Annotated in this window: 27 protein-coding genes and 1 pseudogene; 12 read left to right on the forward strand and 16 right to left on the reverse strand. The window is 60.4% G+C overall.

Annotated features, from left to right (window positions below; translation table 11 throughout):
• Positions 1-3: 3 nt before the first annotated feature.
• Positions 4-420: a winged helix-turn-helix transcriptional regulator gene (locus C9E91_RS11505; RefSeq protein ID WP_107108398.1), complete on the reverse strand. Its 417-nt coding sequence runs from the start codon at positions 418-420 to the stop codon at positions 4-6.
• Between the two features lie 137 nt (positions 421-557).
• Between C9E91_RS11505 and C9E91_RS11510 the strand changes: the two genes are divergently transcribed.
• On the forward strand, positions 558-1,445 hold the full coding sequence (locus C9E91_RS11510; protein WP_107108399.1) for an SDR family oxidoreductase: 888 nt from the start codon (positions 558-560) through the stop codon (positions 1,443-1,445).
• 251 nt (positions 1,446-1,696) lie between these two features.
• On the opposite strand, the gene C9E91_RS11515 is transcribed toward C9E91_RS11510, so the two are convergent.
• Positions 1,697-2,449, reverse strand: a complete 753-nt coding sequence (locus C9E91_RS11515) for a pyridoxine 5'-phosphate synthase (protein ID WP_107108558.1) — start codon at positions 2,447-2,449, stop codon at positions 1,697-1,699.
• Between the two features lie 424 nt (positions 2,450-2,873).
• Here C9E91_RS11515 and C9E91_RS11520 point away from each other — a divergent pair.
• Positions 2,874-3,338: pseudogene (locus C9E91_RS11520) on the forward strand (MerR family transcriptional regulator); the annotation flags it as partial.
• An 87-nt stretch (positions 3,339-3,425) separates the two neighbouring features.
• Here C9E91_RS11520 and C9E91_RS11525 read toward each other — a convergent pair.
• Positions 3,426-4,553, reverse strand: a complete 1,128-nt coding sequence (locus tag C9E91_RS11525) for an ATP-dependent DNA helicase (protein WP_107108401.1) — start codon at positions 4,551-4,553, stop codon at positions 3,426-3,428.
• 149 nt (positions 4,554-4,702) lie between these two features.
• Between C9E91_RS11525 and C9E91_RS11530 the strand changes: the two genes are divergently transcribed.
• Genes C9E91_RS11530 through C9E91_RS11540 form a run of 3 tightly spaced genes read left to right on the forward strand, consistent with a single transcriptional unit; the run spans position 4,703 to position 6,415 of the window.
• Positions 4,703-5,083, forward strand: a complete 381-nt coding sequence (locus C9E91_RS11530) for a COG4315 family predicted lipoprotein (RefSeq protein ID WP_104823502.1) — start codon at positions 4,703-4,705, stop codon at positions 5,081-5,083.
• The gene (locus C9E91_RS11535; RefSeq protein WP_107108402.1) at positions 5,067-5,621 is read left to right on the forward strand and encodes an RNA polymerase sigma factor; all 555 of its coding nucleotides are present in this window, start codon (positions 5,067-5,069) and stop codon (positions 5,619-5,621) included. The genes C9E91_RS11530 and C9E91_RS11535 overlap by 17 nt, the downstream gene beginning before the upstream one ends.
• Positions 5,618-6,415: an anti-sigma factor family protein gene (locus C9E91_RS11540; RefSeq protein ID WP_107108403.1), complete on the forward strand. Its 798-nt coding sequence runs from the start codon at positions 5,618-5,620 to the stop codon at positions 6,413-6,415. Before C9E91_RS11535 ends, C9E91_RS11540 begins: the two co-directional genes overlap by 4 nt.
• Before the next feature lie 106 nt (positions 6,416-6,521).
• Here the strand turns inward: C9E91_RS11540 and C9E91_RS11545 are convergent, their stop codons facing one another.
• The 3 genes from C9E91_RS11545 to nthA are packed head-to-tail and all read right to left on the reverse strand — an operon-like array spanning position 6,522 to position 8,165.
• Entirely contained in the window at positions 6,522-6,893 is a 372-nt protein-coding gene (locus C9E91_RS11545) for a nitrile hydratase accessory protein (protein ID WP_107108404.1), read from the reverse strand.
• Positions 6,880-7,539 (reverse strand): nitrile hydratase subunit beta, encoded by a 660-nt coding sequence (gene nthB, locus C9E91_RS11550; RefSeq protein ID WP_107108405.1) that lies wholly within the window; start codon positions 7,537-7,539, stop codon positions 6,880-6,882. Before nthB ends, C9E91_RS11545 begins: the two co-directional genes overlap by 14 nt.
• The gene (nthA, locus tag C9E91_RS11555) at positions 7,536-8,165 is read right to left on the reverse strand and encodes a nitrile hydratase subunit alpha (protein ID WP_107108406.1); all 630 of its coding nucleotides are present in this window, start codon (positions 8,163-8,165) and stop codon (positions 7,536-7,538) included. The genes nthB and nthA overlap by 4 nt, the downstream gene beginning before the upstream one ends.
• Positions 8,166-8,302: 137 nt before the next feature.
• Between nthA and C9E91_RS11560 the strand changes: the two genes are divergently transcribed.
• Both C9E91_RS11560 and C9E91_RS11565 read left to right on the forward strand, forming a co-directional pair.
• Positions 8,303-9,592: an SDR family oxidoreductase gene (locus tag C9E91_RS11560; RefSeq protein ID WP_107108407.1), complete on the forward strand. Its 1,290-nt coding sequence runs from the start codon at positions 8,303-8,305 to the stop codon at positions 9,590-9,592.
• A 2-nt stretch (positions 9,593-9,594) separates the two neighbouring features.
• Positions 9,595-10,071, forward strand: a complete 477-nt coding sequence (locus C9E91_RS11565) for a DUF2269 family protein (RefSeq protein ID WP_107108559.1) — start codon at positions 9,595-9,597, stop codon at positions 10,069-10,071.
• On the opposite strand, the gene C9E91_RS11570 is transcribed toward C9E91_RS11565, so the two are convergent.
• Complete coding sequence (locus C9E91_RS11570) at positions 10,063-10,656, reverse strand: LysE family translocator (RefSeq protein WP_107108408.1); 594 nt, start codon at positions 10,654-10,656, stop codon at positions 10,063-10,065. The two genes, C9E91_RS11565 and C9E91_RS11570, sit on opposite strands and share 9 nt — an antisense overlap.
• A gap of 204 nt (positions 10,657-10,860) precedes the next feature.
• Between C9E91_RS11570 and C9E91_RS11575 the strand changes: the two genes are divergently transcribed.
• Positions 10,861-11,706 carry an aldo/keto reductase gene (locus tag C9E91_RS11575; protein WP_107108409.1) on the forward strand — a complete coding sequence of 282 codons (846 nt, stop codon included), beginning with the start codon at positions 10,861-10,863 and terminating at the stop codon, positions 11,704-11,706.
• Here C9E91_RS11575 and C9E91_RS11580 read toward each other — a convergent pair.
• The 3 genes from C9E91_RS11580 to C9E91_RS11590 form a co-directional block, all read right to left on the reverse strand.
• Positions 11,703-12,677, reverse strand: coding sequence for a capsular polysaccharide export protein, LipB/KpsS family (locus tag C9E91_RS11580; RefSeq protein WP_107108560.1), 975 nt, complete (start codon positions 12,675-12,677; stop codon positions 11,703-11,705). The two genes, C9E91_RS11575 and C9E91_RS11580, sit on opposite strands and share 4 nt — an antisense overlap.
• Positions 12,678-12,832: 155 nt before the next feature.
• Positions 12,833-13,405 carry an acetolactate synthase small subunit gene (gene ilvN, locus C9E91_RS11585; protein ID WP_107108410.1) on the reverse strand — a complete coding sequence of 191 codons (573 nt, stop codon included), beginning with the start codon at positions 13,403-13,405 and terminating at the stop codon, positions 12,833-12,835.
• Positions 13,406-13,522: 117 nt separating this feature from the next.
• The gene (locus C9E91_RS11590) at positions 13,523-15,316 is read right to left on the reverse strand and encodes an acetolactate synthase 3 large subunit (RefSeq protein ID WP_107108411.1); all 1,794 of its coding nucleotides are present in this window, start codon (positions 15,314-15,316) and stop codon (positions 13,523-13,525) included.
• A gap of 327 nt (positions 15,317-15,643) precedes the next feature.
• Here C9E91_RS11590 and C9E91_RS11595 point away from each other — a divergent pair, with 327 nt between their 5' ends.
• Positions 15,644-17,692: an ATP-binding protein gene (locus C9E91_RS11595; RefSeq protein WP_107108412.1), complete on the forward strand. Its 2,049-nt coding sequence runs from the start codon at positions 15,644-15,646 to the stop codon at positions 17,690-17,692.
• A 6-nt stretch (positions 17,693-17,698) separates the two neighbouring features.
• Here the strand turns inward: C9E91_RS11595 and miaA are convergent, their stop codons facing one another.
• The gene (gene miaA / locus C9E91_RS11600) at positions 17,699-18,595 is read right to left on the reverse strand and encodes a tRNA (adenosine(37)-N6)-dimethylallyltransferase MiaA (protein WP_107108561.1); all 897 of its coding nucleotides are present in this window, start codon (positions 18,593-18,595) and stop codon (positions 17,699-17,701) included.
• Here miaA and serB point away from each other — a divergent pair.
• Genes serB through C9E91_RS11615 form a run of 3 tightly spaced genes read left to right on the forward strand, consistent with a single transcriptional unit; the run spans position 18,594 to position 20,653 of the window.
• Positions 18,594-19,484 (forward strand): phosphoserine phosphatase SerB, encoded by an 891-nt coding sequence (gene serB / locus C9E91_RS11605; protein ID WP_107108413.1) that lies wholly within the window; start codon positions 18,594-18,596, stop codon positions 19,482-19,484. The genes miaA and serB overlap by 2 nt on opposite strands.
• Positions 19,485-19,514: 30 nt before the next feature.
• The gene (locus tag C9E91_RS11610) at positions 19,515-20,078 is read left to right on the forward strand and encodes a GNAT family N-acetyltransferase (protein WP_107108414.1); all 564 of its coding nucleotides are present in this window, start codon (positions 19,515-19,517) and stop codon (positions 20,076-20,078) included.
• Positions 20,075-20,653 carry a GNAT family N-acetyltransferase gene (locus C9E91_RS11615; RefSeq protein WP_107108415.1) on the forward strand — a complete coding sequence of 193 codons (579 nt, stop codon included), beginning with the start codon at positions 20,075-20,077 and terminating at the stop codon, positions 20,651-20,653. The genes C9E91_RS11610 and C9E91_RS11615 overlap by 4 nt, the downstream gene beginning before the upstream one ends.
• A 6-nt stretch (positions 20,654-20,659) precedes the next feature.
• On the opposite strand, the gene C9E91_RS11620 is transcribed toward C9E91_RS11615, so the two are convergent.
• The 5 genes from C9E91_RS11620 to C9E91_RS11645 form a co-directional block, all read right to left on the reverse strand.
• A complete protein-coding gene (locus tag C9E91_RS11620) occupies positions 20,660-22,612 on the reverse strand; it encodes a Do family serine endopeptidase (protein WP_107108416.1) in 1,953 nt (650 codons plus the stop codon).
• A 196-nt stretch (positions 22,613-22,808) separates the two neighbouring features.
• Positions 22,809-23,744, reverse strand: a complete 936-nt coding sequence (hflC, locus tag C9E91_RS11630) for a protease modulator HflC (protein ID WP_107108418.1) — start codon at positions 23,742-23,744, stop codon at positions 22,809-22,811.
• On the reverse strand, positions 23,744-24,868 hold the full coding sequence (hflK, locus tag C9E91_RS11635) for an FtsH protease activity modulator HflK (protein ID WP_107108419.1): 1,125 nt from the start codon (positions 24,866-24,868) through the stop codon (positions 23,744-23,746). The genes hflC and hflK overlap by 1 nt, the downstream gene beginning before the upstream one ends.
• A 161-nt stretch (positions 24,869-25,029) precedes the next feature.
• Entirely contained in the window at positions 25,030-25,548 is a 519-nt protein-coding gene (locus C9E91_RS11640) for a dihydrofolate reductase (protein WP_107108420.1), read from the reverse strand.
• Between the two features lie 14 nt (positions 25,549-25,562).
• Positions 25,563-26,357 (reverse strand): thymidylate synthase, encoded by a 795-nt coding sequence (locus C9E91_RS11645; protein WP_107108562.1) that lies wholly within the window; start codon positions 26,355-26,357, stop codon positions 25,563-25,565.
• Positions 26,358-26,466 lie beyond the last annotated feature (109 nt).

The following is a 26,466-nucleotide window of genomic DNA, read 5'->3' on the forward strand; positions in this document are numbered from 1 at the left end:
CGCTCAGTCTTGCGATTGATCGAAATGAGCTCTTGCGACGCGCACGGCCTCTTGATTGGCCTCAGCCCAGTTCAGAAGCTGCGCCAAAGGCTCGTAGAGCGAATAGCCAAGATCGGTCATGCGGTATTCAACGCTCGGCGGCTTGGTCGGGAAAACCTCACGACCAATATAGCCATCGCGCTGGAGTTCGCGCAGCGTCTGCGTCAGCATCCGCTGGGAAATATCGGGCACCATGCGGCGCAGCTCGCCAAAGCGATAGGGTCGCTGCGCCAGGGCCTCCAGCAACAGCACCGACCATTTGCCGCCGATCTGCGAGATCAAATCCCGCACCGGGCAATCCGTAAACGTGACCTTGCTGATATCGACGGCACGCAACGGTGCCTTCGTGCTACGCAGATTGACGACAGTGCTGGCGCTCAAGACAGTTCCCTTTTGGTAACGTAGAGCCAAAAAACTGCCTCCTTTACAGATCGAAGTCAAACGCCAATGTAGAGCTAGTCTCTTTTTGAGAGCGACAAACCTCTGCAAGTCCGCGGCGGTCAAACAAGGAAAACCATATGAGCAGCACTCTTCTCGTCACCGGCGCCGCGGGTCAGCTTGGCCAGCGCGTCATCCATCACCTGCTGGAGACATACAAGGTCGCCCCCGGCCGCATCATTGCCGCGACCCGCAGCCCTGAGAAGCTTGCCGACCTCGCCGCCAAGGGCGTCGTCACCCGCAAGGCCGATTTCGATGATGCCGCCAGCTTGTCCGCTGCCTTCGCCGGCGTCGATCGCCTGCTGATCATCAGCACCGACGCGCTCGCCGTCCCCGGCCAGCGCCTCAAGCAGCACACGGCTGCCGTGGAGGCCGCGAAAGCCGCTGGCGTCAAGCACATCCTCTATACCTCGATGCCAGCCCCGGAAAACTCCCTCGTCATCTTCGCGCCCGATCACCTCGGCACGGAAAATGCCATCAAGGCAAGCGGCATCGGCTACACGATCCTGCGCGACGCCTGGTACTTCGACAACCACCTGCACGGCCTGCCCCACAGCCTCGAAGTCGGCAAGTGGTACACCTCGAGCGCCGGTGGCCGCGTCAGCAATATCAGCCGCGAAGACTGCGCACTGGCCATCGCCGCCGCTTTGGCTTCCGACACGACGGAAAATGCCACCTACACGCTGACGGGCTCGACCGCCGTCACCATCGAGGACATCGCAAGCGTCGTTAGCAAGATCACCGGCCGGCCGCTGGAAGTCGTGCAGGTCAACGACGAACAGTTCGCCGCTGGCCTTACCGGCGCCGGCCTGCCGAAATTCGTCGTCGACATGCTCGTCTCCGCCGACGCCAACATCCGCGCTGGCAATTTCAATATCCTCACGAACGACTTCAATAAGCTGACCGGCAAGGAGCCGCAGACGCTGCGCAGCTTCGTCGAGGAACATAAGGCCGCGTTGCTCGGCTAAGTCTATGGGATGGTCAGGCGAGGCCGTCTTTGCCGCACCTTCACGCATGGCCCCTCACCCCAGCCCTCTCCCCGCAACGCGGGGCGAGGGAGTTTTCATGCCTCAAGCATGAACTCTAACCGAGTGATGTAATCAATGGCTTGCGCTGTCGTCCCTTCTCCCCGCAATGCGGGGAGAAGGCTAGGATGAGGGGCCAGGCAAAAGGGCGCGGCAAAAGACGAGCGCGCCTGATCAGCCGCAGATCCCGCCGATCAAACCGCCTGCCCGCATGCCCGACAAAACCGCCGCACCGTCTCCGCCATGCCATATTCCAGCGCATCGGCGGTCAGCCCATGCCCGATGGAAGCTTCTGCGAGCCCAGGGATGCGCTTGAGGAGTGCCGGCAGGTTGGCAACCGTCAGGTCGTGGCCGGCATTGACAGCAAGGCCGTTGGCAAATGCCGCGTCCGCAGTCTTGCCGAGACCATCGAGAATGACGGCAGCCCGCTCCGGTGCGTCATAGCAGCCGCCATAGGGACCGGTGTAAAGCTCGATGCGGTCAGCACCAACCTCCTTGGCAATCTTTACGGCCTCGGCATCGCCGTCCCCATCCGCAAACAAGGAAACGCGGCAGCCGATCTTCTTGTATTTGGCAACGACCTCGGCCAACAGATCGCGATTTTTACGGAAATCCCAGCCGTGGTCGGACGTCGCCTGTGAGGGATCGTCGGGCACCAGCGTCACCTGCTCCGGCTCCACGGATGCGCAGAGATCGAAGAACTCGTCGGTCGGATAGCCTTCGATATTGAACTCCGCCTCCGGAAATTCGTCGTCGATCAATGCCCGGATATCGGGCAGGTCGGAGAAGCGGATGTGCCGCTGATCGGGCCGCGGATGCACCGTCAGGCCGCTGGCACCGGCGGCAAGAGCGATCCGTCCCAAGCCGGTGACACTCGGCCAGGGAAGGTCGCGCCGGTTACGCAACATGGCAATAGCATTGAGGTTCACGGAGAGCTTGGCGGGCATGATCGAAATCCATGATTTATAAAGAGGATAATACATCCGTTTTATGCGATTGCACGCCGCAAGACCAACGAGATTCGAATATCGATTCATGCAAAAGATTGATGGTCCTCCCCTCTTTTGCCGTCTCACCCGTCCGACGATACCCCCTTCGGGCAACTTATAATTTCCCCGAAACCCGATAGCGTCATTGTATCGGGCGCCTGATTTGATTCGTCCGGGAATGAGGGGGCCAAAAGTTCGCCCACGGTAAATTTGTCCTTATGAAACCTAAGAATTTTCATCGGCGACATCTGCGTTTGTTGGTCGCGTCATTGTGAAAGCGAGTTGGGCGTAGCTTCGGCCTCCTCCGTCAGACAAAAAAATAGGCACTCAATCGTGGCGTGGGGCGCCGCGATCAAAAGGGGATGGAAATATGGAGGGACTCATGTCTGACGGTTCCAAACGTCCGTTTGCTGCCGCCAATCTTGTTTCTCGGGCGCGCGCCAAGTACCGGTTCCTGCCTGAGACGGCAATTCCGTCTGACCTGCCGGAGGGGTCGGTTGCCATTGCGGATATGGCCAGCGCTTTCGGCGTGACGCACAGGACGCTGCACTTCTACGAGGAAAAGCGGCTGATCTCGGCCGATCGCCACGGGCTGATGCGCATCTACGGCATCGACGATGTGCTGCGCATGGCCGTCATCACGGTTTGCCGCGAAGCCGGCATGTCGATCGCCGTCATTCAGGAGATCATGGAAAAGCTTGACGAGGCGGAAACATCTGATGGTGCCGAGGCTATCTTCCGCACGGCCCTCAACCACCGCAAACGCGAACTGATCGTTGAGATGTCCCAATTGAACCGGCAGATGCAGAAAGTCACCGATCTCCTTGACTATGACAGCACCCCAGAACTCCGCTATTCTCATGGCGAAGACATCTGACCTCTAGCGTCTGGCGCAGAGGTTACCCCACCTAATCACGAAGTGAGCAAGTAAGCTTCACCGGACAATCGTCAGCGTCTCGGCGGCGCGCGTGATCGCCGTATAGAGCCAGCGCTCGCGCGTATCGCGAAACGCCCAGCTTTCGTCGAACAACACGACGTTATTCCACTGCGAACCCTGCGCCTTATGCACGGTAAGCGCATAGCCGTAATCGAATTCATCATAGCGCTTGCGGGTCGACCAGGGGATTTCGCCTTCGACATCCTCGAAGGCTTGCTTCAGCAGCTTGATCTTCGCCGCACCCCGATCCATGTCGTCATCTTCCGGCCGCACCAGCAGATTGATGCCCGGCTTCGTGGTTTCCCTGGACGACGTCATCACCTGCCAGAGCGAACCATTGAGCAGGCCCTTGGCGGGGTCGTTGCGCAGGCAGACCAGCTTGTCGCCGGATTGCGGATATTCGGCCGTAAAACCCTTGAGCTCGCGCAGTCGCTGATTGTAACGTCGGCGGGTACGGTTGGTGCCGACCAACACCTGATCCGCCTCGAGTACCAGTGGCTGCGTCACCTCATTCTTCGAAATCACCTTCGCCGTGCCGTAGTCGCCGTGCATGATCTCCTTGCCCTCACGCACATGCATGGCGAGTTGGATGATCGGATTGTCACGGGCCTGGCGGTGAATGTCCGTCAGCAGATAGTCCGGCTCTTCGTTGGTGAAGAAACCACCGCCTGAGACCGGCGGCAACTGACCGGGATCGCCAAGCACGAGAATCGGCGTGCCGAAACTCATCAGGTCCTTGCCGAGCGCTTCGTCCACCATCGAACATTCGTCGACGATGATCAGCGCTGCCTTGGCGACAGGGCTCTGCCGGTTGATGGTGAACATTGGAGCGATCGACGTCTTGCCGGTCTCTTCGTCCTCGACAGCCTCTTCGCCGCGCGGGCGATAGATCAGCGAATGGATGGTCTTGGCGTTGCTGGCGCCGCGCGAGCGCAGCACCTGCGCCGCCTTGCCGGTGAAGGCAGCAAACAGCACCTCGCCATCGACATGCTCGGCAAAATGCCGCGCAAGCGTCGTCTTACCCGTACCGGCATAGCCGAACAGGCGAAACAGCGGCGAGCGCCGTTCCTTCAGCCATTTGGCAACGGCCTTGAGCGCTTCGTCTTGTTGTGGCGCGAATTGCATGGGCCGACTTGGCAGGATTCGGCCGGCAGAAGCAAGCAGTAAAAAACCCAGAATTGTTGGGAATAAAATCGTGGCAATTCGCGTCTCATGTTCGGCAACGCAAAACGTGGGGCCTAGACCATAGGTCTACCATTCCGAGGAGAAACATCATGAAAGCCGCGAAATTCTTGCCGATCCTGGTCATGGCATCGGCCGTAGCGACGTCGGCCTTTGCCGCAGCCCCGGTAAAAACCGGCGAGAGCGCCAAGGGCAAGGTTCTCACAGGCGAAAACGGCATGACGCTCTACACCTTCAAGAATGACAAGAAGGGTGTCTCCAATTGCAACGACGACTGCGCCAAGGCATGGCCGCCGCTGATGGCCGATAGCAAAGCCAAGGCAGAAGGCGCATATTCGATCATCACCCGCAAAGACGGGAAGAAGCAATGGGCGAAGGACGGCATGCCGCTCTATTTCTTTATGAAGGATACCAAGGCCGGTGAAGTTGCCGGCGATGGCTTCAAGGGTGTGTGGGATGCCGCACGGCCCTGATCGGACCGACAGGGATGCGGGGGGAGCTCTCCCCGCGCCCGACAGCTTCGAGGCGGAGGTGCTGGCGCTCCTCCCCTCGTTAAGGCGCTATTCGCGCAGCCTCACCCGATCCGACGCCGATGGCGAAGACCTTCTTCAGGACTGCGTGGAAAAGGTGCTGGCGCGGCGCAGCCAGTGGCGCGGGCTGAACCTGCGCGGCTGGGTGCTCACCATCATGACCAATCTCTACCGCAACGGCCTGCGCCAGCAAGGTCGTCGCAATTTCGTCGATCTTGACGACAGCACCGATCTGCCGGCCGCCGAGACCAGCAGCGATCCTTTGGAGCGCTCGCGATTGGAAGCGGCGCTGAACAGCCTCGGGGAGGATTATCGCGCCGTACTGATGCTGGTCGTCGTCGAAGGCTACAGCTATCAGGACGTCGCCACCACACTGGATATTCCGATCGGCACCGTGATGTCGCGCCTGTCTCGAGCGCGCCGGAAAATGAGCAGTCTGATGAATGCCGAGAATGTCATTACGCTTCGGAGACCGAAATGAGCGAACGTAACCCGACCGTGACCGAAGCGGATCTCCACGCCTTTGCCGACGGATTGCTGCCGGCGGACGATCACGCCCGGCTGGAAGCCTGGCTTACCGAAAATCCGGAGGAAGCGGACCTGATTTCCGCCTGGCAGGCGCAGAATGCCGACATCAAGGCATTGTTTGCGCCATATGCAATCTCGAAGGAAGGCGACCGCGAGCTGGTATCACCGCCCATCACGGCGTCTGTGCCTGCAACATCACCACGGCTTCGCTGGCTGCCGATGGCTGCGGCCTCTCTGGCGATCTTCCTGGTTGGCGCTGCCGCCGGCCATTTCGGCCCGCCGCTTCTGACACAGCCGGACCTTCGCGTGACGGCTATCGAAGCCCTGCCACGACAGGCGCAATCGGCCTTCGTCGTCTACGCAAGCGATGTCCGCCATCCGGTCGAGGTCGGCGCGGATCAGGAAGCGCATCTCGCCACCTGGCTCGGTAAGCGCATGAATATCGCCGGTCTCAAGGTGCCGAGCCTGCAGACGCTCGGTTTCCAGCTTGTCGGCGGCCGGCTGCTGCCTATCAACGGCACGCCCGGTGCACTCTTCATGTATGAGAACGCCACCGGCCAGCGCCTGACCGTGCTCATCGGCAGCAACAAGGAAAACACCACAACCAGTTTCCGCTTTACCAGCGTCGGCACGGTCGAGACCTTCTATTGGATAGACGGCAAGCTCGGCTATGCCGTCACCGGCGAAATTTCGCGCGACATGCTGAGGCAGGTGGCGGACGAATGCTACAAGCAGTTTTCGTCTTAGTGCATGTCGCGCAAAAGTGTGCGGCGGTTTTGCGAAAACGACATGCACAAACAAAGAGCTAAAGCGTGGGAGCGTATCTGAAAGATCGCGACGAGCTTTAGGCCCCTCAGCGTTCCGGATCGTTCTCAAGCAAGATCGGCTTGCCGTGCGGCGTCGCTTCCGCCGCGCGCTGCCAGCTTCTTTGCAGGTCGAGGATCGCGCCGGCGTCGGCGATGCCGCGGCTGACCAGCAGGCCGGACAATGCCGCCACCCAGCAGTCGAAATAGTCGCTGCCGTCTTCGGCCCTGCCCGGCCTGTGCAATTCGGCGGAAAGCTGCTCCGCCCATTCGCCCCAACTGAACAAGCCCTTCTCATACAGATGCACGGTCATGGCGAAGGCCTCCGCCGCCCAGGGTTCGGGGAAGACCGGCTCACCATCGGTGGATTTTGGCAGTTGCGGCGATTGCGCCAGGGGCGAGGCGATTTCACACGCACTCAAGGTAACTCTCCCAGGCATCGATGGAGACGGTAAGCGTTGGATCGGCGCCCTCGCCCCAAATTTCCGGGGCGTCGAAAACGACCGTGTAGATCCATTGCGGATTTTCGCCCTTGCCGTGGGCGTTGTCGTCGGGGAAGACGAACGAGCCCTGCACGGCCTCGACTACGCCCGATTTGGCGCGCGCATAGCGTGGCAAACGCGTATGTCCTGTCGGATTGATATTCTTCGTCCGCACGCGATCGCCGACCGCAAAAAGCGGCGCTGCATCGACCGGCCGATCGCAAGGGCCGCCCTTGGCGAGCGCACCGGCAACCATATCGGCCTTCAGGATGCGTTTCGGAACAACTCCCTGCCCCGACGAATGGCCGGTTCGCAGCTCCTCCTGCGTTACAAAACCATGCCGTTTCAGCAGCGTCTCGAGCCCGCGCGTCCAGATCTCATAATAGCTGGCGGCAAGATATTCGGCCGGAGGGATGTTTTCGCGCGCATGCCGGCTTTCATCGATGCTCCAGGCGCCGAAGGCACCGCAGGAGAGCGTGACGCCAAGCGCCCGCTTTTCCCATTCCGTGTGGAAGACCGGTTCGTTCGGTTCCGGCGCGACCGGCCCGAAACCCATCTGCCCGCCGAGATCGTGCGGCCCGTTCATAGCGTCACCTCCGGAGCCTTGGCGATCGCGGTACCGATCATCGCGTCACGGCTAACGAGGTCGGCAAGATCAGCCTCATTCATGCCCTCGGTGCCATCAGGACGTTCCGGGATGACGAGATAGCGCAGCTCCGCCGTCGAATCCCAGACGCGAATCGTCTTCCCCTCAGGCAGCGTCAGACCGAATTCGGCCAACACACCGCGTGGATCGATGACGGCGCGGGAGCGATACGCCGGCGCCTTGTACCAGACCAGCGGCAGCCCGAGCACCGACCAGGGATAGCAGGAGCAGAGCGTGCAAACGATGAGATTATGCGTTTCAGGCGTATTGAACACCGCCCGCATATGCTCGCCCTGCCGCCCTGTGAAACCCAGGCTGGCAATCGCCGCCGTCGCGTCACGCTTCAACCATTCGGCAAATTCCGGATCGCTCCAGGCTTTCGCCACCACCTGCGCCCCATTGCGCGGCCCCACCTTGGTCTCATAGGTCTCGACGATGACATCGATCGCTGCCGGATCGATCAGCCCCTTTTCCGTGAGCAGCGTCTCCAGCGCCTTCACGCGCGCCTGCATGTCGGAATAGTGGTTGTCATGATCATGGTGATGGTGGTCGTCATGATCGTGCATGATGTATCTCCCCGTCGAATAGGCCAGAAATCTAAGCCTTTGCTATCGAGGCGCCAAGCGCCTTCTCCACGGTTGCAACCGCGATCAGATGCCGCAACCCTCTCGCATTGTTAGCGCGTTTAGCTAGTCTGCCCAGCATGAAGATTTTGATTCTTGGCGCAACTGGTTTCATCGGCTCTGTGATCGCGGCGCGATTGCGCAAAGACGGGCATATGGTCACAGGTCTTGCTCGCAATCCTGACCGGGCGCGCATAAAACACCCTTCGATTGACTGGATCAAAGCCGATCTGGCTGAAATGACCGATCCATCGGACTGGCGTGCAGCGCTAAGCAGCCACCGGATCGTCATCAACTGCGCCGGAGCCCTTCAAGACGGGCTTTCCGACGATCTCGCCGCCACGCAGGAAAAAGCGATGCTGGCGCTCTATGCCGCAGCCGCACAGTCGGCAATCGAGCTCGTCGTGCAGATTTCCGCGCGCACGGAAGGCGGTGGTCGGGACCAACCATTCCTGGCGACAAAGCGCAATGCTGACAAGGCGCTGGCGGCAAACGGTCTCAACCATATTATCCTGCGGCCGGCGCTCGTCCTCGGCCGCAATGCGCATGGCGGCACGGCATTGCTACGCGCGCTTGCCGCCATACCCTATCTCCTGCCTCTCATTCATGCACAAAGCCCTGTCGAAACCGTCTCGGTCGACGATGTCGCAGCGATCGTTTCGGCTGCAATTGCCGGCGAACTCCAATCCGGCACCGACATCGATCTTGCCGCCAGTGAAGCACTGACACTCCGCCAACTCGTCATCCTTCATCGAAACTGGCTCGGCCTGCCGCCAGCGCAGGTCGTGCCGATACCGGCCAGCTTCGCAAAGCCGGTGACGTGGATGGCCGACATCGCCGGCAAGCTCGGATGGCGCTCGCCGCTCCGATCGACTGCGATGGCCGTGATGTCAGAAGGCGTTCTCAGTCGAAGAGATGGGCAACACCTCCCAAGCCGACGCCTGGCGACAGCAGCCGAAACGCTGGAGGCCAATCCTTCCGGCGTTCAGGATTTGTGGTTTGCCCGCCTCTATTTGTTAAAGCCGCTGATGATCTCTGGCCTGGCGCTCTTCTGGATGCTGTCGGGCATCATCCCGATACTGGCCCCGACAGGCGCAAGCCGGCACCTCCTGCCCTTTATGCCGGATGGCTTGGCAATGGCGTTGACCCTGATCACCTGTTTTCTCGATATAGCCCTCGGCGCATTTGTTCTCGTGCGGCCTTTCGCGCGGTCGGCATTGTTCGGAATGCTTGCCGTTACGCTCGGCTATCTTGCCGGCGGCACCTTGCTCGAACCATCGCTTTGGCTCGATCCTCTCGGGCCACTCGTCAAAGCGCTGCCGTCGATCCTGCTGACATTTGCCACGCTTGCGGTGTTGGAGGAGCGCTGATGCTGGGAGAGGAGCTTCTTCGCCTCGTGCATGTCATCGGCGCTACCGTGCTTTTCGGCACCGGCGCCGGCATCGCATTCTTCATGGTGATGGCGCATCGCACGGGCGACCCCAAGGTGATCGCACATGTTGCCGGCACAGTCGTCATCGCCGACACGATCTTTACGGCAACGGCCGTCATCCTACAGCCGGTCACCGGCTATCTGCTTGCACAATCGATCGGCTGGTCACTCGAAGAAGGATGGATCGCTCTGTCCCTGCTGCTCTATGTGCTGACCGGAGTTTTCTGGCTGCCGGTCGTCTGGATACAGCTCCGCCTGCGCGATCTCGCCCGGACGGCATCCGCGACCGAAACGCCGCTGCCGGCAGCCTACCACCGCCTCTATCACATCTGGTTTGCTTGCGGCTTCCCCGCCTTTTTCGCTGTCATCGGCATCCTCTGGCTGATGCTCAACAAGCCATCCATATCGCTATTTTAACATCGGCCAGAGGCTGAGCACCAGCAGGACAGCCATGGTGATGTTGAACCACTTGAGGCGAACGGGGTCGGAAAGCCAGTCGCGCAGGGCCGAGCCGAAACCTGCCCAGGTCGAAACGCTGGGAATGTTGACCGCCGCAAAGGCAAAGCCGACAAGCAGCACGCTGATCAGGTAGAGCTGCGGATTGGTGTAGGTCGCCATGGCCGTGACCGCCATCACCCAGGCCTTGGCATTGACCCATTGAAAGGCGGCGGCACTCAGGAAGCTCATCGGCTCGACACCGCTTTCCTTCTCGCTGAGGCTGCGCGACGTCGCGATCTTCCAGGCGATCCAGACGAGATAGGCTCCGCCGGCGAATTTCAGGCCGGTATAGAGCACCGGAACGGTATGCAGCACTGCCCCGAGCCCCAGCCCGACGCCCAGCAGCAGCGACAGAAAACCGACGCCGATGCCGAGCATATGCGGGATCGTGCGGCGGAAACCGAAGTTCACGCCCGATGCGAACAGCATCATATTGTTCGGCCCAGGCGTGATCGACGTCGTGAAAGCAAACAACAGAAGAGCCAGGAATGTATTCAGCGGCATGAAGTCCCTCCGAACGCCGCTCTTTGGTCAGCAGGAAGCGTCCATCTCGCGATGCGCATCACTCATAGCGGCGCCTATGCTGCGCGACCCTAATTCGCCCTGGAATCGAATGCCATGACAGGATTGTCACGGTGACATGAATGGCCTGATTGAATTCCCGATGAATGCCCTTATCCTTCGCCTCTCAAGCAGCGAGGACAGGCCATGCGCGACCCCATTCCTACCGTCACTCTCCCCTCCGGCATCACGGTTCCCGCACTCGGCCAAGGCACATGGAACATGGGCGAAAAAGCCGCCCGGACCAGTGACGAGATCGCCAGCCTGAAGGCCGGGCTCGATCTTGGCATGACGCTGATCGACACCGCCGAAATGTATGGCGAAGGCGGCGCGGAGGAAATCGTCGGCGAGGCGATCGCGGGACGGCGCGACGAGGTGTTCGTCGTCAGCAAGGTCTATCCTCACAACGCAAGTAGCAAGGGGACTATTCAAGCCTGCGACCGCAGCCTGAAGCGAATGAAAATCGACCGCATCGACCTTTATCTGCTGCATTGGCGCGGAGAGTATCCGCTGGCCGAAACGGTGGCTGCCTTCGAAGCCCTGAAAGCCGCAGGCAAGATCGGCGCCTGGGGCGTATCGAATTTCGACGTCGACGACATGGAGGAACTGCTCGCGGTTCCCGATGGCGGCAATGTCGCCGCCAATCAGGTGCTCTACAATCTCGGCCGACGCGGCGTCGAATACGATCTGCTACCGTGGTGCCAGGAGCGCAACATCCCGATTATGGCCTATTCACCGATCGAACAGGGCCGGCTGGCGCATCATCCGAATCTGATCCACATCGCCAAGACCTATCAGGCAACGCCGGCGCAGGTTGCGCTCGCCTTTCTGCTGGAGCGCGACGGCGTGATCGCCATTCCCAAAACCTCCAATCCGCAACGCGTTGCAGAAAACCGCGACGCCGTCTCGCTCGACATCACCGATGAGGATTGGGCCACCCTCGACGCCGCCTTCCCGCCACCGGCGCGAAAGAAGCCGCTGGAGATGCTTTAACTACCGACCTCTGCGCGCTGCTGCGCGACGATCAGCTCGATCGCCTGGAAAACATCGATCACCCGCCAGTCCGCGGGATTGCGATAGGTCGGATAAAGCGAAAAGGCGGCAGCGGCGATTTGATCGACGGTCCGCCGCCTGGTTCGTCTGTCGGCGAGAACGGCTTTCGTGTAGACGCCGAATTGATCTTCCGTCACACCCCATCCGGCATAAAACGGCGCCGCATAGCAGCGAACCGGGATGCCGCGCAGAAGCGCATCGAAACCGAACTGGCTGGAGACGGTCCAGACCTCGTCCACGACATCAAGAATCGATGCGACCGATACAGCATCATCAAGAAATACCGCACCACCTTTGCCGGCGGCTTCCGTGGTCAGATATCCCTTGCGGTGGCCGGCCATGACATCCGGATGCGTCCGGATCAGACATTGCGCATCGCTTGCCAAAGCGTCGGCAAGCATCCGCTCGAACGAGGCGCGCGAGCCGAGCGCCTTGCCGACCGAGATATCGCCGACGACCTGATCGACAAGCAGGATGCGACGCTTCGTCGTCCGCTCGATCGCGGGCGACCTGTGCGGCAGATGATTGTATTTGGAGAGCCGATTGCGGACGATCTGTTCGCGGATGGCCCTGCCCAGTTCTCCGGCATCTTCCGCGCCGGCGATCAGGCGTTCAAGGCGCGAGGGCCGGCTTGCGTCTACGGGGAGACCGAGATCGTCGACCACGATCGAAAGAGGGATTGCACCGGCCTTGCCGAGGCCTACCGAGCGCAGAAAACCGTCTTCGAGATTCCAGTGTGGCAATCCCCGCAACCGCGAGATCGCTGCCGCCGTCTTTGCGGGTGCGCGGCCGCCCCAGGAAAGCACGCCGCCGATGCCGGGCGATAGCGTAGACGCGATCTTCTGCGACCCGAAATATTGGCCAAGCCAAGGAAAAGCATTGCGGACATAAAAGGTGGCGCCGAGACTCATCCCTGCCGGAGGATGCCAGCTCTTCTCGCCGATATCAGGCGGACTCTCCGCGGCAGAAAACGTCACCGACATGACCTCATTGATGACGCAACCTATCCGCCCCGAGCGCCGCGCAAGCTACGCGACGCTGATAGACCGGTGAACGGCAGGCTTCCTTACATTCCCTGGGAGCCGCGGTTCATGGCGGCAATGCCGGTGCGGCAAACTTCGATCAGGCCGAGCGGCTTGATAATGGCGATGAACTGATCGATCTTCGATGACTTGCCGGTGATCTCGAGAATGAAATGCTCGACCGTCGCATCCACCACTTTGGCATGGAAGGCATCGGCCAGCCGCAGCGTTTCGGCGCGGGTCTCGCCGCTTCCGACAACCTTCAGCAGCGCCACTTCGCGCTCGATCGGCCGCTCCTGGCCGAGTTCGCGGGCGCGCACCGTCAGGTCGACGACGCGATGAACCGGCACGATGCGTTCAAGCTGCGCCTTGATCTGTTCCAGCACCTGCGGCGTGCCGCGCGTGACGATGGTAATGCGCGACAGATGGGCCTGATGCTCGGTCTCCGAAACGGTCAGGCTTTCGATGTTATAGCCGCGACCGGAGAAGAGGCCGATGACGCGGGCGAGAACGCCGGGCTCGTTGTCGACCAGCACCGAAAGCGTATGGCTCTCGGCCGCCGCGGTTTCCGGCGAAATGAAATAGGCGGAGCCCGTGGGTTGAAGGTGTGCGGTCATTGTCCTTGTTCCGTTTCCTCGGTTCTTATGGTCAGGATGCCAGCGCGATCCTGACTGAATGGTGATTGGTCCAGCGGCCGGGGGACACGGCAAACCTACCGTGTCCCGGCTTTCCGATCAAACGAGCTGCCGACCCTTGGCGTCGATGGCGTTGGCGACGACTTCGTCGGTCGCTTCATCCGGCAGCAGCATCTCGTTATGTGCCTTGCCCGACGGAATCATCGGGAAGCAGTTGGCGAGATTGGCAACGCGGCAATCGAAAATGACCGGCTTCTTGACGTCGATCATTTCCTGGATCGCCGCGTCGAGATCGCCGGGCTTTTCACAGCGCAGGCCGACGGCACCATAGGCTTCAGCGAGCTTCACGAAATCGGGCATGGCCTCGGTGTAGGAGTGCGACAGGCGGTTGCCGTGCAGCAACTGCTGCCATTGGCGCACCATGCCCATATATTGGTTGTTCAAGATAAAGATCTTGATCGGCGCATTGTGCTGGATCGCCGCCGACATTTCCTGAATGCACATCTGGATCGAGGCATCGCCGGCAATGTCGATGACGAGGCTTTCCGGATGGGCGATCTGTACGCCGAGAGCGGCCGGCAGGCCGTAACCCATGGTGCCGAGGCCGCCCGATGTCATCCAGCGGTTCGGTTGCTCGAAGCCGTAAAACTGCGCCGCCCACATCTGATGCTGACCGACTTCCGTGGTGATGTAGGTATCGCGGTCCTTGGTCAGCGCGTAGAGACGCTGGATCGCATATTGCGGCATGATGACATCGTCATGCGGCTTGTAGGCGAAGGAATTGCGCGCACGCCAATGTGTGATATTCGTCCACCAATCGTTAAGACGATCCGCCGCCGGCTTGTGAGGCAGCGCCCGCCACAGGCGAACCATATCTTCCAGAACATTGCCGACATCGCCGAGGATGCCGATATCGACGTGAACGTTCTTGTTGATCGAGGACGGATCGATGTCGATGTGGATTTTCTTCGAATTCGGCGAAAAGGCATTCAGGCGGCCGGTAATGCGGTCGTCGAAGCGCGCGCCGATGCAGACCATCACGTCGCAATCATGCATCGCCATATTGGCTTCGTAAGAACCATGCATGCCGAGCATGCCGAGCCAGCTTTTACCGGATGCCGGATAGGCGCCGAGGCCCATCAGCGTCGAGGTGATCGGGAAGCCCGTCAGCTCGACCAGCTCACGCAGCAGTTTCGAAGCCTCCGGACCGGAGTTTACGACGCCGCCACCGGAATAGATGATCGGCCGCTTCGCATTTGCCATCAGTTCGATAGCCTGCTTGATCCGGTTGAGATCGCCCTGAACCTTCGGCTGATAGCTCTTCTGGACATCATGCGCTTCCGGCGGCGTATAGGTGCCGGTGGCGAACTGAACATCCTTCGGAATGTCGACGACGACGGGACCCGGACGGCCGGACTGGGCAATGCGGAACGCTTCGTGGATGACCGCAGCGAGCTTGTTGACATCCTTGACCAGCCAATTGTGCTTGGTGCAGGGCCGCGTGATGCCGACCGTATCGCATTCCTGGAAGGCGTCAGAACCGATCAGGGACGTGGGAACCTGGCCGCTCAGGCAAACCAGCGGGATCGAATCCATCAGTGCGTCCTGCAGCGGCGTGACGGCATTCGTCGCGCCCGGACCCGAAGTGACCAGCATGACGCCGACCTTACCGGTCGAGCGGGCATAGCCTTCCGCTGCGTGGCCTGCGCCCTGCTCGTGGCGCACGAGGATGTGCTGGATATCGTCCTGCTGAAAAATTTCGTCGTAGATCGGCAGAACAGCGCCGCCCGGATAACCGAATACGTGCTTGACGCCGTTGTCCCTGAGCGCCTGCAGCACGATCTCCGCGCCTGTCATCTGATTGCTGCTCGCCTGATTATCTGTGCCGGTCATACGTTTGTTCCGCTATCTGCTGAGGTTTGGAAAAATGAAAACTCGATTTCGGGCATAAAAAAAGGCTCCTTCGGGAGCCTGCTGTCTAGCGCATGGGTGGCTATCGCCGGATGGTTACACCATCCTGCCCATGCGCTGTCCCACCACGATAAGAACCGTCAAGTTTTTCATGGGCGGAAGTGATAGACAGAAAATTTCTAAGCGTCAACGCATTCCGCAATAAAAAATCGCGGCCTTTCCCAATCCTCTTAAAATCTGGGGGAGCGCGAAAGGGTTTTGTTAAGCCACCCTCCCTATGCTTCACGGCTTAACGCTGGGAGTAACCGTTTGCTCAACAATGATTTGCAGACGTCCGGCAAGGCTGGGGACCTTGATCGTCGCGATAGTATGAAGCCAGGGAATCGCTTCCTCGGCCGTGTTGTCGCGTGCAGTGGTTCCAGGGCGACCATCGCTGCGATCGCCGAAGATGGCGGCACCGATCTGACCGAGCTTTGGTCCGTCGGCAAACTGATCTCGATCAGCGTAGGTGCCAATCGTGTCGCTGCCCTCGTCTACGCCATGAACACCGGCAATACAGGCTGGGGCGAAGGACAAGACAATCTTTTCCGCATCGAAGTGGAATTGCTGGGCGAAGTCCGCGTCGGGCCAAGCGGCCGCGAGGAATTTTCCAGTGGCATCTCCGCCTATCCCTATCTCGGCGCTGTTGCTCACCGCATCCGCGCCAGCGATCTCATGCGCATTTTCGATGCCGGTAAGGACAGCAGTTGTGTCATCGGCAAGCTGACGCAGGATGAGAGCATCGACGCCGCCATCCATATTCCTTCGATGCTGGCCAAGCATTTCGCCGTGGTCGGCTCCACTGGTGTCGGCAAATCGACCGCCGTCTCGTTGCTGCTGCATAAGGCGATCACTTCCGATCCCAAACTGCGCGTGCTGATCCTTGATCCGCATAATGAATTCGCCGCCGCCTTTCCCAAGCATTCCGTCGTCGTCGATACCGATACGCTCGACCTGCCCTTCTGGCTGATGCGGCTCGATGAATTCGCCGAGGTCGTTTTCCGCGGCCGGCCGCCGATCCCCGACGAACTCGACATGCTGCGCGATATTATTCCGGAGGCAAAGCGCGCCTTTCGCGGCAGCGACTCGCCGCTGATGCGCCGTCAGACGGAAAAGAGCTCGGTGACGGCAGATACGCCGGTTCCCTACCGCATGGCCGATCTGTTGGCCTTGATCGATGAGCGCATCGGCCGGCTCGAAGGCCGGCAAGAAAAGCCGCATCTGCGCTCTCTGAAGATGCGCGTCATCTCGGCGATCAACGATCCGCGTTATCATTTCATGTTCTCCAACAACACGATCAGCGACACGATCATGGAGACGATCGCGCAGATCTTTCGTATTCCTGGCGACGACAGGCCGATCTGCACCTTCCAGCTCGCAGGGATTCCATCCGAAGTCGTCAACTCCGTCGCCTCCGTCCTTTGCCGCATGGCCTTCGAGCTCGCGCTTTGGAGCGAGGGCGCGATCCATATGTTGGTCGTCTGCGAAGAGGCGCATCGCTATATCCCCGCCGACCCGAATCTCGGCTTCTTTCCGACGCGGCAGGCAATTGCCCGCATCGCCAAGGAGGGCCGCAAATACGGCGTGTCGCTCGGCATCATCACGCAGCGTCCGGGCGAACTCGACCAGACGATCCTGTCGCAGTGCTCGACGCTGTTCGCCATGCGCCTTGCAAACGACCGCGACCAGGACATCATACGTTCGGCAATCCCCAACTCTTCGATTTCGACGACGAGCTTCCTGTCTTCGATCGGCAACGGCGAAGCCATCGCCTTCGGCGAAGCCATCGCGGTCCCCATGCGCATGCGCTTTTCCCGCGTCGAAGAAAGCTTGCTGCCGAAGGCCAGTGGCAGCATCGCAAGAACGAGCGAGGAATCACCCGATACGGTCGACCTGCGCACCATCATCAGCCGCATGCGATCGATCTCCGGTCCCGATATCTCCGCCTTTCAGCAGAGCTACACAACCCTGAGCGATGCGGCGAAAGATTTCGACGAGGATATTGGCGATGACGATGCTGATCAGCCTACCCCAGCATCCGAGCCGCAGCCGGTGCGAATTGCGGCGCCGTCGATAGAGCCTTATCGGCCCGACATGCTGCCGCGCACGCCGGCGGCTTCAACTTTTGGCTCGGCTCCTCAGACATCGATCGATAGCAGACTTGCCGAGCTGCGCCGCGAGTTCCGAGGCGGCGACAATGCAAGCGGTCAGCCCGCATCGGCGAACGAGCCCCCGCAGCCTGCGCGGCGCGAAGGCGGCCTGTCCCTGCGCGACAGTATTCTGAGAAAGCCACTGAGCAGCCTCTACAACAAGGACTGATGCGGACTACGGACTAATGCGCTCCCAGCTTTCGTCCATCTGATTGCGAAACCAGGTCATCTGCCGTTTTGCATATTGCCGCGTCGCGGCGGCACCGGTCTCAAGAACCTCCTCGCGCGTCATCTCGCCTCGCAGCATCGCAGCGATCTGCGACACGCCGATCGCCTTCATGATGGGCATCTCTTCCGGCAGCTTCAACGCCAACAGAGCCCGCACTTCATCTTCGGCGCCCATGGCGAGCATCTTCTCGAAACGGCCGTTGATGCGCTGATGCAATACCGCGCGATCCGGCAGCACGACGATCTTTCGCGCACGATCGGCATCGACGATGACAGGACCGCTCTTGCCCTGAAACGTTGTGATGGATTGTCCCGTCGCCTCCATGACTTCCAGAGCGCGAACAATACGCTGGCCATCCTGGGGATTGAAGCTTGCCGCTACGGCTGGATCGCGAACAACGAGCGCCTCATGCAGCGCCTCAGGTCCCTGCGTCAACAGCCGTTCCCGTAGGCGGCTGCGAATATCGGCGGGGATATCGGGCATATTGGAAAGCCCGCCGGTCAGAGCCTTGAAATAGAGCCCGGTGCCACCGACAAAAACGGGCATCCGTTTCTCATCGCGTAATTGCGCCACCAGGGCTGTAGCCTCGCGCAGCCAGGCGCCCGTGGAATAGGCTTGCCCCGCCGGTACATGGCCATAGAGATGGTGAGGAATGCCCTGCATATCCTCCTCAGATGGCCGGGCCGTCAGCACGCGCAATGTGTCATAGACCTGCATGCTGTCGGCATTAACGACCACACCATCGTGCTCGCGGGCCAATTCCACCGCAAGCGCGGACTTGCCGCTGGCGGTCGGCCCGGTTATCAGGATCGCGTCGATATCGCTTATAAGGTTTCTGATCATGGCCTTCGTTGCCACGCTTATTGCCAATCCGTCAAACCCCGTTCTCGTCCCGGCAATCGCCGAGCAGGCGGCGGACGCCGTCCAGGCAGCGGGACTCTATTGGCTGGCCGACGGTATCGCCTGCGACATTGCGCTGCGCGACGGCACCGATCTGCAGGCGGCGGAAGCCAATATTCTCGCAGTCATCGCCGGCGCGCCGATCGATCTGGTCATCCAGGAAGCCGAGACGCGCCGAAAGAAGTTGCTGATCGCCGACATGGATTCCACCATGATCGGCCAGGAATGCATCGACGAACTGGCCGCTGAAGTCGGATTGAAGGAGAAGGTCGCAGACATCACCGCCCGCGCGATGAACGGCGAGATCGCCTTCGAGCCGGCCCTGCGAGAGCGGGTGGCCCTGCTGAAAGGTCTGCCGATCTCTGTCGTTGACGACGTCATCGCCAAACACATCACCCTCACCCCCGGCGGCGCGGAGCTGATCGCCACCATGAAAGCCAAGGGCTACTACGCCGCCCTCGTCTCCGGTGGCTTCACCCTCTTTACGAGCCGCATCGCGGCCACCCTGGATTTCGATGAGAACCACGCCAACGTCCTGCTGGAAAACAACGGCGTGCTGACCGGCCTTGTCGCCGAACCCATTCTCGGCATGCAAGCCAAGGTCGACGCGCTCAACACCATTGCCAAAAAGCTTGGTATCTCCACCGCCGACGCCATTGCCGTCGGCGATGGCGCCAATGATCTCGGCATGCTGCAACTCGCTGGCTCCGGCGTCGCCCTGCACGCTAAGCCAACGGTGGCTGCCCAGGCCAAGATGCGCATCGACCACGGCGACCTGACCGCCCTGCTCTACATTCAGGGCTACCGGAAAACTGATTTCGTCAAGGCGTAGCATCAAAACGCTGACGATTGGAGGCGATCCATGATCATTGCCGAAACTGAGCGTCTTATCATCCGCAACTGGCGCGACGGCGATCGCGATCTTGCCTTCGAGATCAACTCCGATGAGACGGTCATGGAGTTCTTTCCGTTTCGCCGCAATCGGGCGGAAGCGGATGCATTTTTGGAGCGGGTCCAATCCATGATCGCCGACACAGGGTTTGGCTTCTATGCCCTGGAACTCAAGGCAAGCGGCGAGGCGATCGGCTTTTGTGGACTGGCACAAACGAACCATCTGGAGCCGTTCGTGCCGGCGGGTACCGTCGAGATCGGCTGGCGGCTGGCTGCGCGGTATTGGGGCAAGGGGCTGGTCAGCGAAGCGGCGCGGGCACTGCTCGCCTACGGTTTCGAAACCCACGGCCTCGATCAGATCGTTTCCTTCGCAGTTCATAACAATATCCGCTCGACATCGGTCATGGAGAGGATCGGCATGCATCGGGTCGAAGGCGGGGATTTCGAGCACCCTGGCGTTTCTGATGCCTACCCTCACCTGCAGCGTCATGTGCTCTATCGCTTAACCGCAGCCGAGTGGCGCGCCCGGCAATGACGATCATCGAGACGCCGCGGCTCATCCTGCGCCCATGCCAGGAGAGTGATCGCGACCTCTTTTATGAACTGAGTTCCGATCCCGATGTCCTCGAATTCTTTCCCTTCCGCCGCAGCCGGGAAGACGCCGATGCCGTCTTCGACATCATCGGCACACTGATACCGGAAGCCGGTTTCGATCTTCTCGTACTGACATTGAAACAGAGCGGCGAGCCGATCGGCTTCTCCGGATTGTCGAAGCCAAAGCTTGAACCATTCTTACCTGAAAATGCCGTCGAGATCGGCTGGCGACTTTCAGCCCAGCACTGGCGTCAGGGCTATGCCAGCGAGGCCGGAACCGCCTTGTTGCGCTACGGTTTCGAGACGCTCAAACTCGACGAAATCGTGTCCATTGCCGTGCACAACAATCATCGCGCGTTGGCGGTGATGCAACGGATCGGCATGCATCGCGATCCGGCCGGAGATTTCGATCATCCGGATATTCCCGCCACTCATCCGCAGCTAAAGCAGCATGTGCTCTATCGCTTGAGCGCTATGGAATGGCGCCGCCAACAGGAGCAGGCCGCCCCGAATTGATGCGGCCTACTCCAGCGCCACAGCAATGAAGCGCAGATCGCCATTCGGAGAGGCGATCATCATCTGCGCATTGCGGCGACCTTCCCGCTTCAGCGATGCAACCTTTTCCGAAGCAGCGGTCGGCGTCTGCACGAATTCCTGAGCCACTTCGACGACAACTTCTCCCGGCTTCAGCCCCTTCTCCGCTGCGGCCGAACCCGGTGCAACCTCCGTGATCACCACGCCGTCGACACTGTCGGCAATGCCAAAGCTCTTGCGGTTTTCGGCGTTCAGCGTCGCGAGTTTCATGCCGAGCACCTCCTGGGTAGCCTGCGGCTGCGGCGCTTGCTGCTGCTGACCGTTGTCCTGGTCCTGCCCATCCGCTCCGTCGTCATCGCCTTCATCTCCCTCGTCGGGATTGATGACGCCGTCGTTGCCGCCGCCCTTGTCGTTGGGCGCAAGCCGGGGCGCCTTGTCGCCGCCGCCCTTATCGCCCTGATTGCTGTCGCCGCTGCTAGCTGCGGCCGCCTGGTCGCTGTCTTCGAGCCGGCCGAGCGTGACCTTCACAGTCTGCTGTTTGCCGTCGCGCATGATGACAACGTCGACTTCCTTGCCGACGGGGCTTTCAGCGACCACACGCGGCAGATCGCGCATCTCGTCAACGTCCTTGCCATCGAATTTCAGGATGACATCGCCGGCCTTGATCGAACCGTTATCGACCGGCCCGCCCTTGATGACGCCTGCCACCAGCGCGCCCTTGGCGCTTTCGAGGCCGAGGCTGTTGGCAACATCGTCGGTGACCGGCTGGATGCGCACGCCGAGCCAGCCGCGACGGGTCTCGCCGAAATCCATGAGCTGCTTGACGACACCCTCGGCCAGTTCGGAGGGCACGGCGAAGCCAATACCGATGGAGCCGCCGCTCGGCGAGATGATCGCCGTGTTGATGCCGATCACTTCGCCCTTCATGTTGAAGAGCGGGCCGCCGGAATTGCCCTTGTTGATCGCCGCATCCGTCTGGATGAAATTGTCATAGGGACCGGCATTGATATTGCGGCCACGGGCAGAGACGATACCCACAGTCACAGAGCCGCCCAGACCGAAAGGATTGCCGATCGCCATCACCCAGTCGCCGATCCGCATCTTGCCGGAATCGCCGAATTTGACCGCGATCAGCGGATGCTTCGGTTCCACCTTGAGCACGGAAAGATCGGTCTTCGTGTCGGTGCCGATCAGCCGCGCCTTCAGCTTGGTGCCGTTCGGGAAGATCGCCTCGATATCGTCGGCACCTTCGATGACGTGATTGTTGGTGACGATGTAGCCGGATGGATCGATGACGAAACCGGAACCGAGCGAGCTGACCTTGCGGTTGCTGTTTTCGTTGTTCCGGTTCTTGAAGAAGTCGTTGAAGAACTCCTGGAACGGCGAATTGTCCGGCACCTTGGGGGTCGCCGGGCCATCGCCCTCATCCTTGACCTTTTGGGAGGTCGAAATGTTGACCACCGCATCCAGCAGACCGGATGCCAGATCGGCAACCGAGGCGGGGCCGGCATTCATTGCCGGATTGCCCGTGACCGGCAACGTCGCGCTGTTAGGCGTCACGGTCGGGTTCTCGGTCGTCGTTACAGTCGAGCCGCTCAAGGGAGCCTGCGCCGGGTTGGTCGCCGTAGCCGGGGTCTGACTATTGGAGGTCGCGGGCGCCTGCGTGCCCGACGCGGTGTTGCCGGTGGTTGCGCCGGCGGAGCCCGTGGCGGGAGCCTGGCCCGTTTCTCCGGTGGGTGCCGGTGCGGTTGTCGCGGAATTGCCCGGAGCCAGTGCGCCTGCAGCAGCGCCGCTATTGGGCGTCATCGTATCGGTTGAAGGCGTCTGCGTCGTCTGCGCATACGCCCGCTCGACGCCTGCTAGGGTGGGACCGGCAATCAGCGCCACACTGGCCAAGAGCGCGAACGAACGTCTGAAAGGCAGGCGATTGGTCGAGGCCATCAGGCATCCTCATCGAGAAAGGGAAGTCTTGTATAAGCATCAACATAAGGCGGAATGATGAAGCGTGAAATCACCTTTTTGCGATATCCCCGCGCGTCCATCCGGCCTTGCGATTCATGGTAAAATTGATGCCATCCGACATAAGACAAGGGGCCGCCAGAAGGCAGCCCCTCGGATTTCAGCGAGTTGTCGCGCACTATTTCGCGGGTGACGGCGCAGCCAGCGCCGGCGCACCTGCCGCAGGAGCAGAACCGACCGAGCTGTCGAAATACTTGAAGAATTCCGACTGGTTCGGCGGCAGGACCAGCGTCTTGCCGCCCGAAGCGAGCGCCGTGCGATAGGCAGCCAACGAGCGATAGAATTCGTAGAAGCTCGGATCGCGCGAGGAGGCATCAGCGAAGATGCCGTTACGCTCGGCCTCGCCCTGACCGCGTAGGACTTCAGAATCCTTCTGTGCATCCGCCACGATCTCGACGACCTGACGATCGGCGATGGCTCGACGGCGCTGACCTTCTTCATTACCCCGGGCACGGATCAGCTCGGCTTCCGCCAGACGTTCAGCCTTCATGCGGTCGTAGGTCTGCTGCGACACTTCCTGGGTCAGGTCGGTGCGGCGGATACGAACATCTTCGATGTTCAGGCCGAGGGACTCGGCATCGCGGTGCAGGTCGTCACGCACTTCCGTCATCATCGAAGCACGCTCGTTGGACAGAGCAGCTTCGAAACCACGCAGACCGTAGACACGACGCAGCGACGCGTCGAGGCGGGTCCTGAGACGCGATTCCGCTGCATCGCGATCGCCCGACACCGTCTCGCGGAATTTTCGCGCATCGGTGATCCGGTAGACGACAAAAGCATCGACCTCATAGAACTTGCCGCCCGAAACCTGGACACGGATATTGTCCAGATCGAAACGCAGCTCCTGATCCTGGATATATTGCACCCGATCGGCATCCATGAAGGCAAAGGGCAGCTTGAAATAGAGACCCGGCTCTGTCTTCACGGCACGGATCTGGCCGAAGCGCAGAACGATCGCCTGTTCGCGGGCATTGACCACGAAAATGGAGGAATAAACGATCAGCAGCACCACCGCGAGCGCGATGAGAATGGTTGGCAAACGGCTGGACGTCATTATTTGGCCTCCGGCTGAGGTGCGGCCGCGGGCTTGGCCGACTGGGTCGTGGACTGCTTGCCGAGGTCGTTCAGCGGCAGGTAGGGCACGACGCCCTGCTTGTCGTCGATGATAATGCTGTTCGAATTGCCGATAACGGACTCCATGGTTTCGAGGAACAGCCGCTTGCGGGTCACTTCCGGCGCCTTGACGTATTCGTCGTAGATGGAGATGAAGCGCTGCGCCTCACCCTGAGCTTCTTTGACGACACGGCTCTTATAGGCAGCCGCCTCTTCACGAATCTGGGCCGCACGGCCGCGCGCCGCGCCAAGCTGCTGGTTGGCGTATTGATTGGCCTCTTGCACCTGCTGGTCTTCGTTCTGCTCGGCGCGCTGCACCTCGTCGAACGCGTCGGCCACTTCACGCGGCGGCGATGCATCTTCGATCGGCACGGCATTGATGGAAATACCCGAGCCGTAACGGTCCATCGTGTCTTGAATGATGTTTCTCACCTCGATCGCGATTTCCTGGCGGTTGTCGCGATAGATATCCTGGGCCGGACGGCGGCCGACAACCTCACGCATGGCGCTTTCCGCAACTTGCTGCAGCGTCTCGTCAGGAGTTTCGAGGTTGAAGAGATAGGCTTGCGGATTGGTGACGGTGTAGAGCACCGAGAACTGCACGTTAACGATATTCTGATCGCCCGTCAGCATCAGGCCGGCGTTCGAACCCGAGCTCGAACGGCCACCGATATTGCGCTGCTGTTCGGTAACCTTGACGATCTCAACGCGATCCATCGGCCAGAAATGGAAATGCAGGCCCGGCATGGATACTTCGGCGCGCGGCTGGCCGAAGCGCAGCTCGACGCCGCGCTCATCCGGCTGAACCGTATAGACGCACTGGATGAGCCAGAAAATGACGATGATCGCCGCGACGATGACAAAGGCGCCGCCATTGAAGCCGCCGGGAACAAGCCCCTTCAAGCGATCCTGACCACGGCGAATGATGTCTTCAAGATCGGGCGGTCCACCGCTGCCGCTTCCCCGCGGCCGGTTCGGTCCCTGCCCCCAAGGCCCCTGATTATTTCCACCGCCGCCACCGCCGCCCCACGGGCCGCCGCCGCCATTCTGATTGCTCCAGGGCATCAAAACCTCTTTGTTTATGGACTCCCAGTATCGCGCAGACTTTGAAATTCGCAGGCAGCGGCGATTGTCTCCCGTTATAGGTATCGGCGCATCTGCTTTCAACGCAACTTCAGGAAGTTCGTCGGATTTATTGGAAAATAGTTGATTTTTGTGGACAGCTTTTATGCTTTGCGCCTGAAATAGCTGACAAAGCGCGTCGGATAATTGTCCTTCTCGCCGGCCGGTACGGCAAGCTCGCTTTCAACCTGCCAGAGAGCCGGATCGACCGCCGGAAAGGATGTGTCGCCGTCCACCTCGGCCTCCACATGGGTGATCAGCAGGCGGTCGGCCAAACCAATCGCCTGTCGATAGATTTCACCACCGCCAAGGATGCAGATCTCACCGACACCCATCTCCGCAGCGAGGCGGCTCGCGACATCGATGGCCTCGCCAAGCGAATGCACCACCGTCACATCCTCCACAGCAAAGCCGGGATCGCGGCTGATCACCACGTTCGGCCGGCCGGGCAGCGGCTTGCCGATCGACTGGAACGTCTTGCGCCCCATGATGACCGGTTTACCAAGCGTCATCGCCTTGAACCGCTTAAGATCGGACGACAGCCGCCACGGCATGTCCCCGTCACGGCCGATGATGCCGTTGCGTGATACGGCAACAAGAATGGTTTTTACCGGTTCAGCCATCCTTCCCTCCCCAGTCAGACGGCAATCGGCGCCTTGATATTGGCGTCGGCCTCATAGCCTTCCAACGTGAAATCCTCGAAATTGAAATCGAAGATATTCTTCACCGCCGGATTAAGGCGCATGGTCGGCAGTTTTTTCGGGGTGCGGGTCAGTTGCAGCCTGGCTTGCTCGAAATGGTCGGAATAGATGTGCGTATCACCGAGCGTATGCACGAAGTCGCCAGGCTTCAGCCCCGTCACCTGCGCCACCATCAACGTCAGCAGCGCATAGGAGGCGATGTTGAAAGGCACGCCGAGGAAGGTGTCGCCCGAGCGCTGGTAAAGCTGGCAGGACAGCTTGCCGTCGGCGACGTAGAACTGGAAGAGGCAATGGCACGGCGGCAGCGCCATTTCGTCCACCTCGGCCGGGTTCCAGGCCGAAACAATATGGCGGCGGGAGTTCGGGTTGGTCTTCAGCCCTTCGATCAGGTTGGCGATCTGGTCGATGTGGCCTCCGTCTGGAGCCGGCCAGGAACGCCATTGATGGCCATAAACCGGTCCGAGATCGCCGTTTTCGTCGGCCCACTCATCCCAGATCGAAACGCCGTTCTCCTTGAGATAACGGATATTCGTCTCGCCCTTCAGGAACCACAGCAGCTCATAGATGATCGAGCGCAGATGCAGCTTCTTGGTGGTGAGCACCGGAAAACCCTCGGAAAGGTCAAAGCGCATCTGGTAGCCGAAGACCGAGCGCGTGCCCTTGCCGGTGCGGTCGCCACGGTCGATGCCGGTGTCTATCACATGCTTCAAGAGATCGAGATATTGCTTCATCGCACCCGCCGCCGATTCCATTTCTCTTGAATTTAATGGCAAGTCGGCGCGAAACCAACTGCGGGCCGACTTAATCCCTGCATTTCTCGTGTCTGGCGGACGTTTATCG

The organism is Rhizobium sp. SEMIA4064, assembly GCF_003025035.1.
Taxonomy (GTDB): Bacteria; Pseudomonadota; Alphaproteobacteria; order Rhizobiales; family Rhizobiaceae; genus Rhizobium; species Rhizobium paranaense.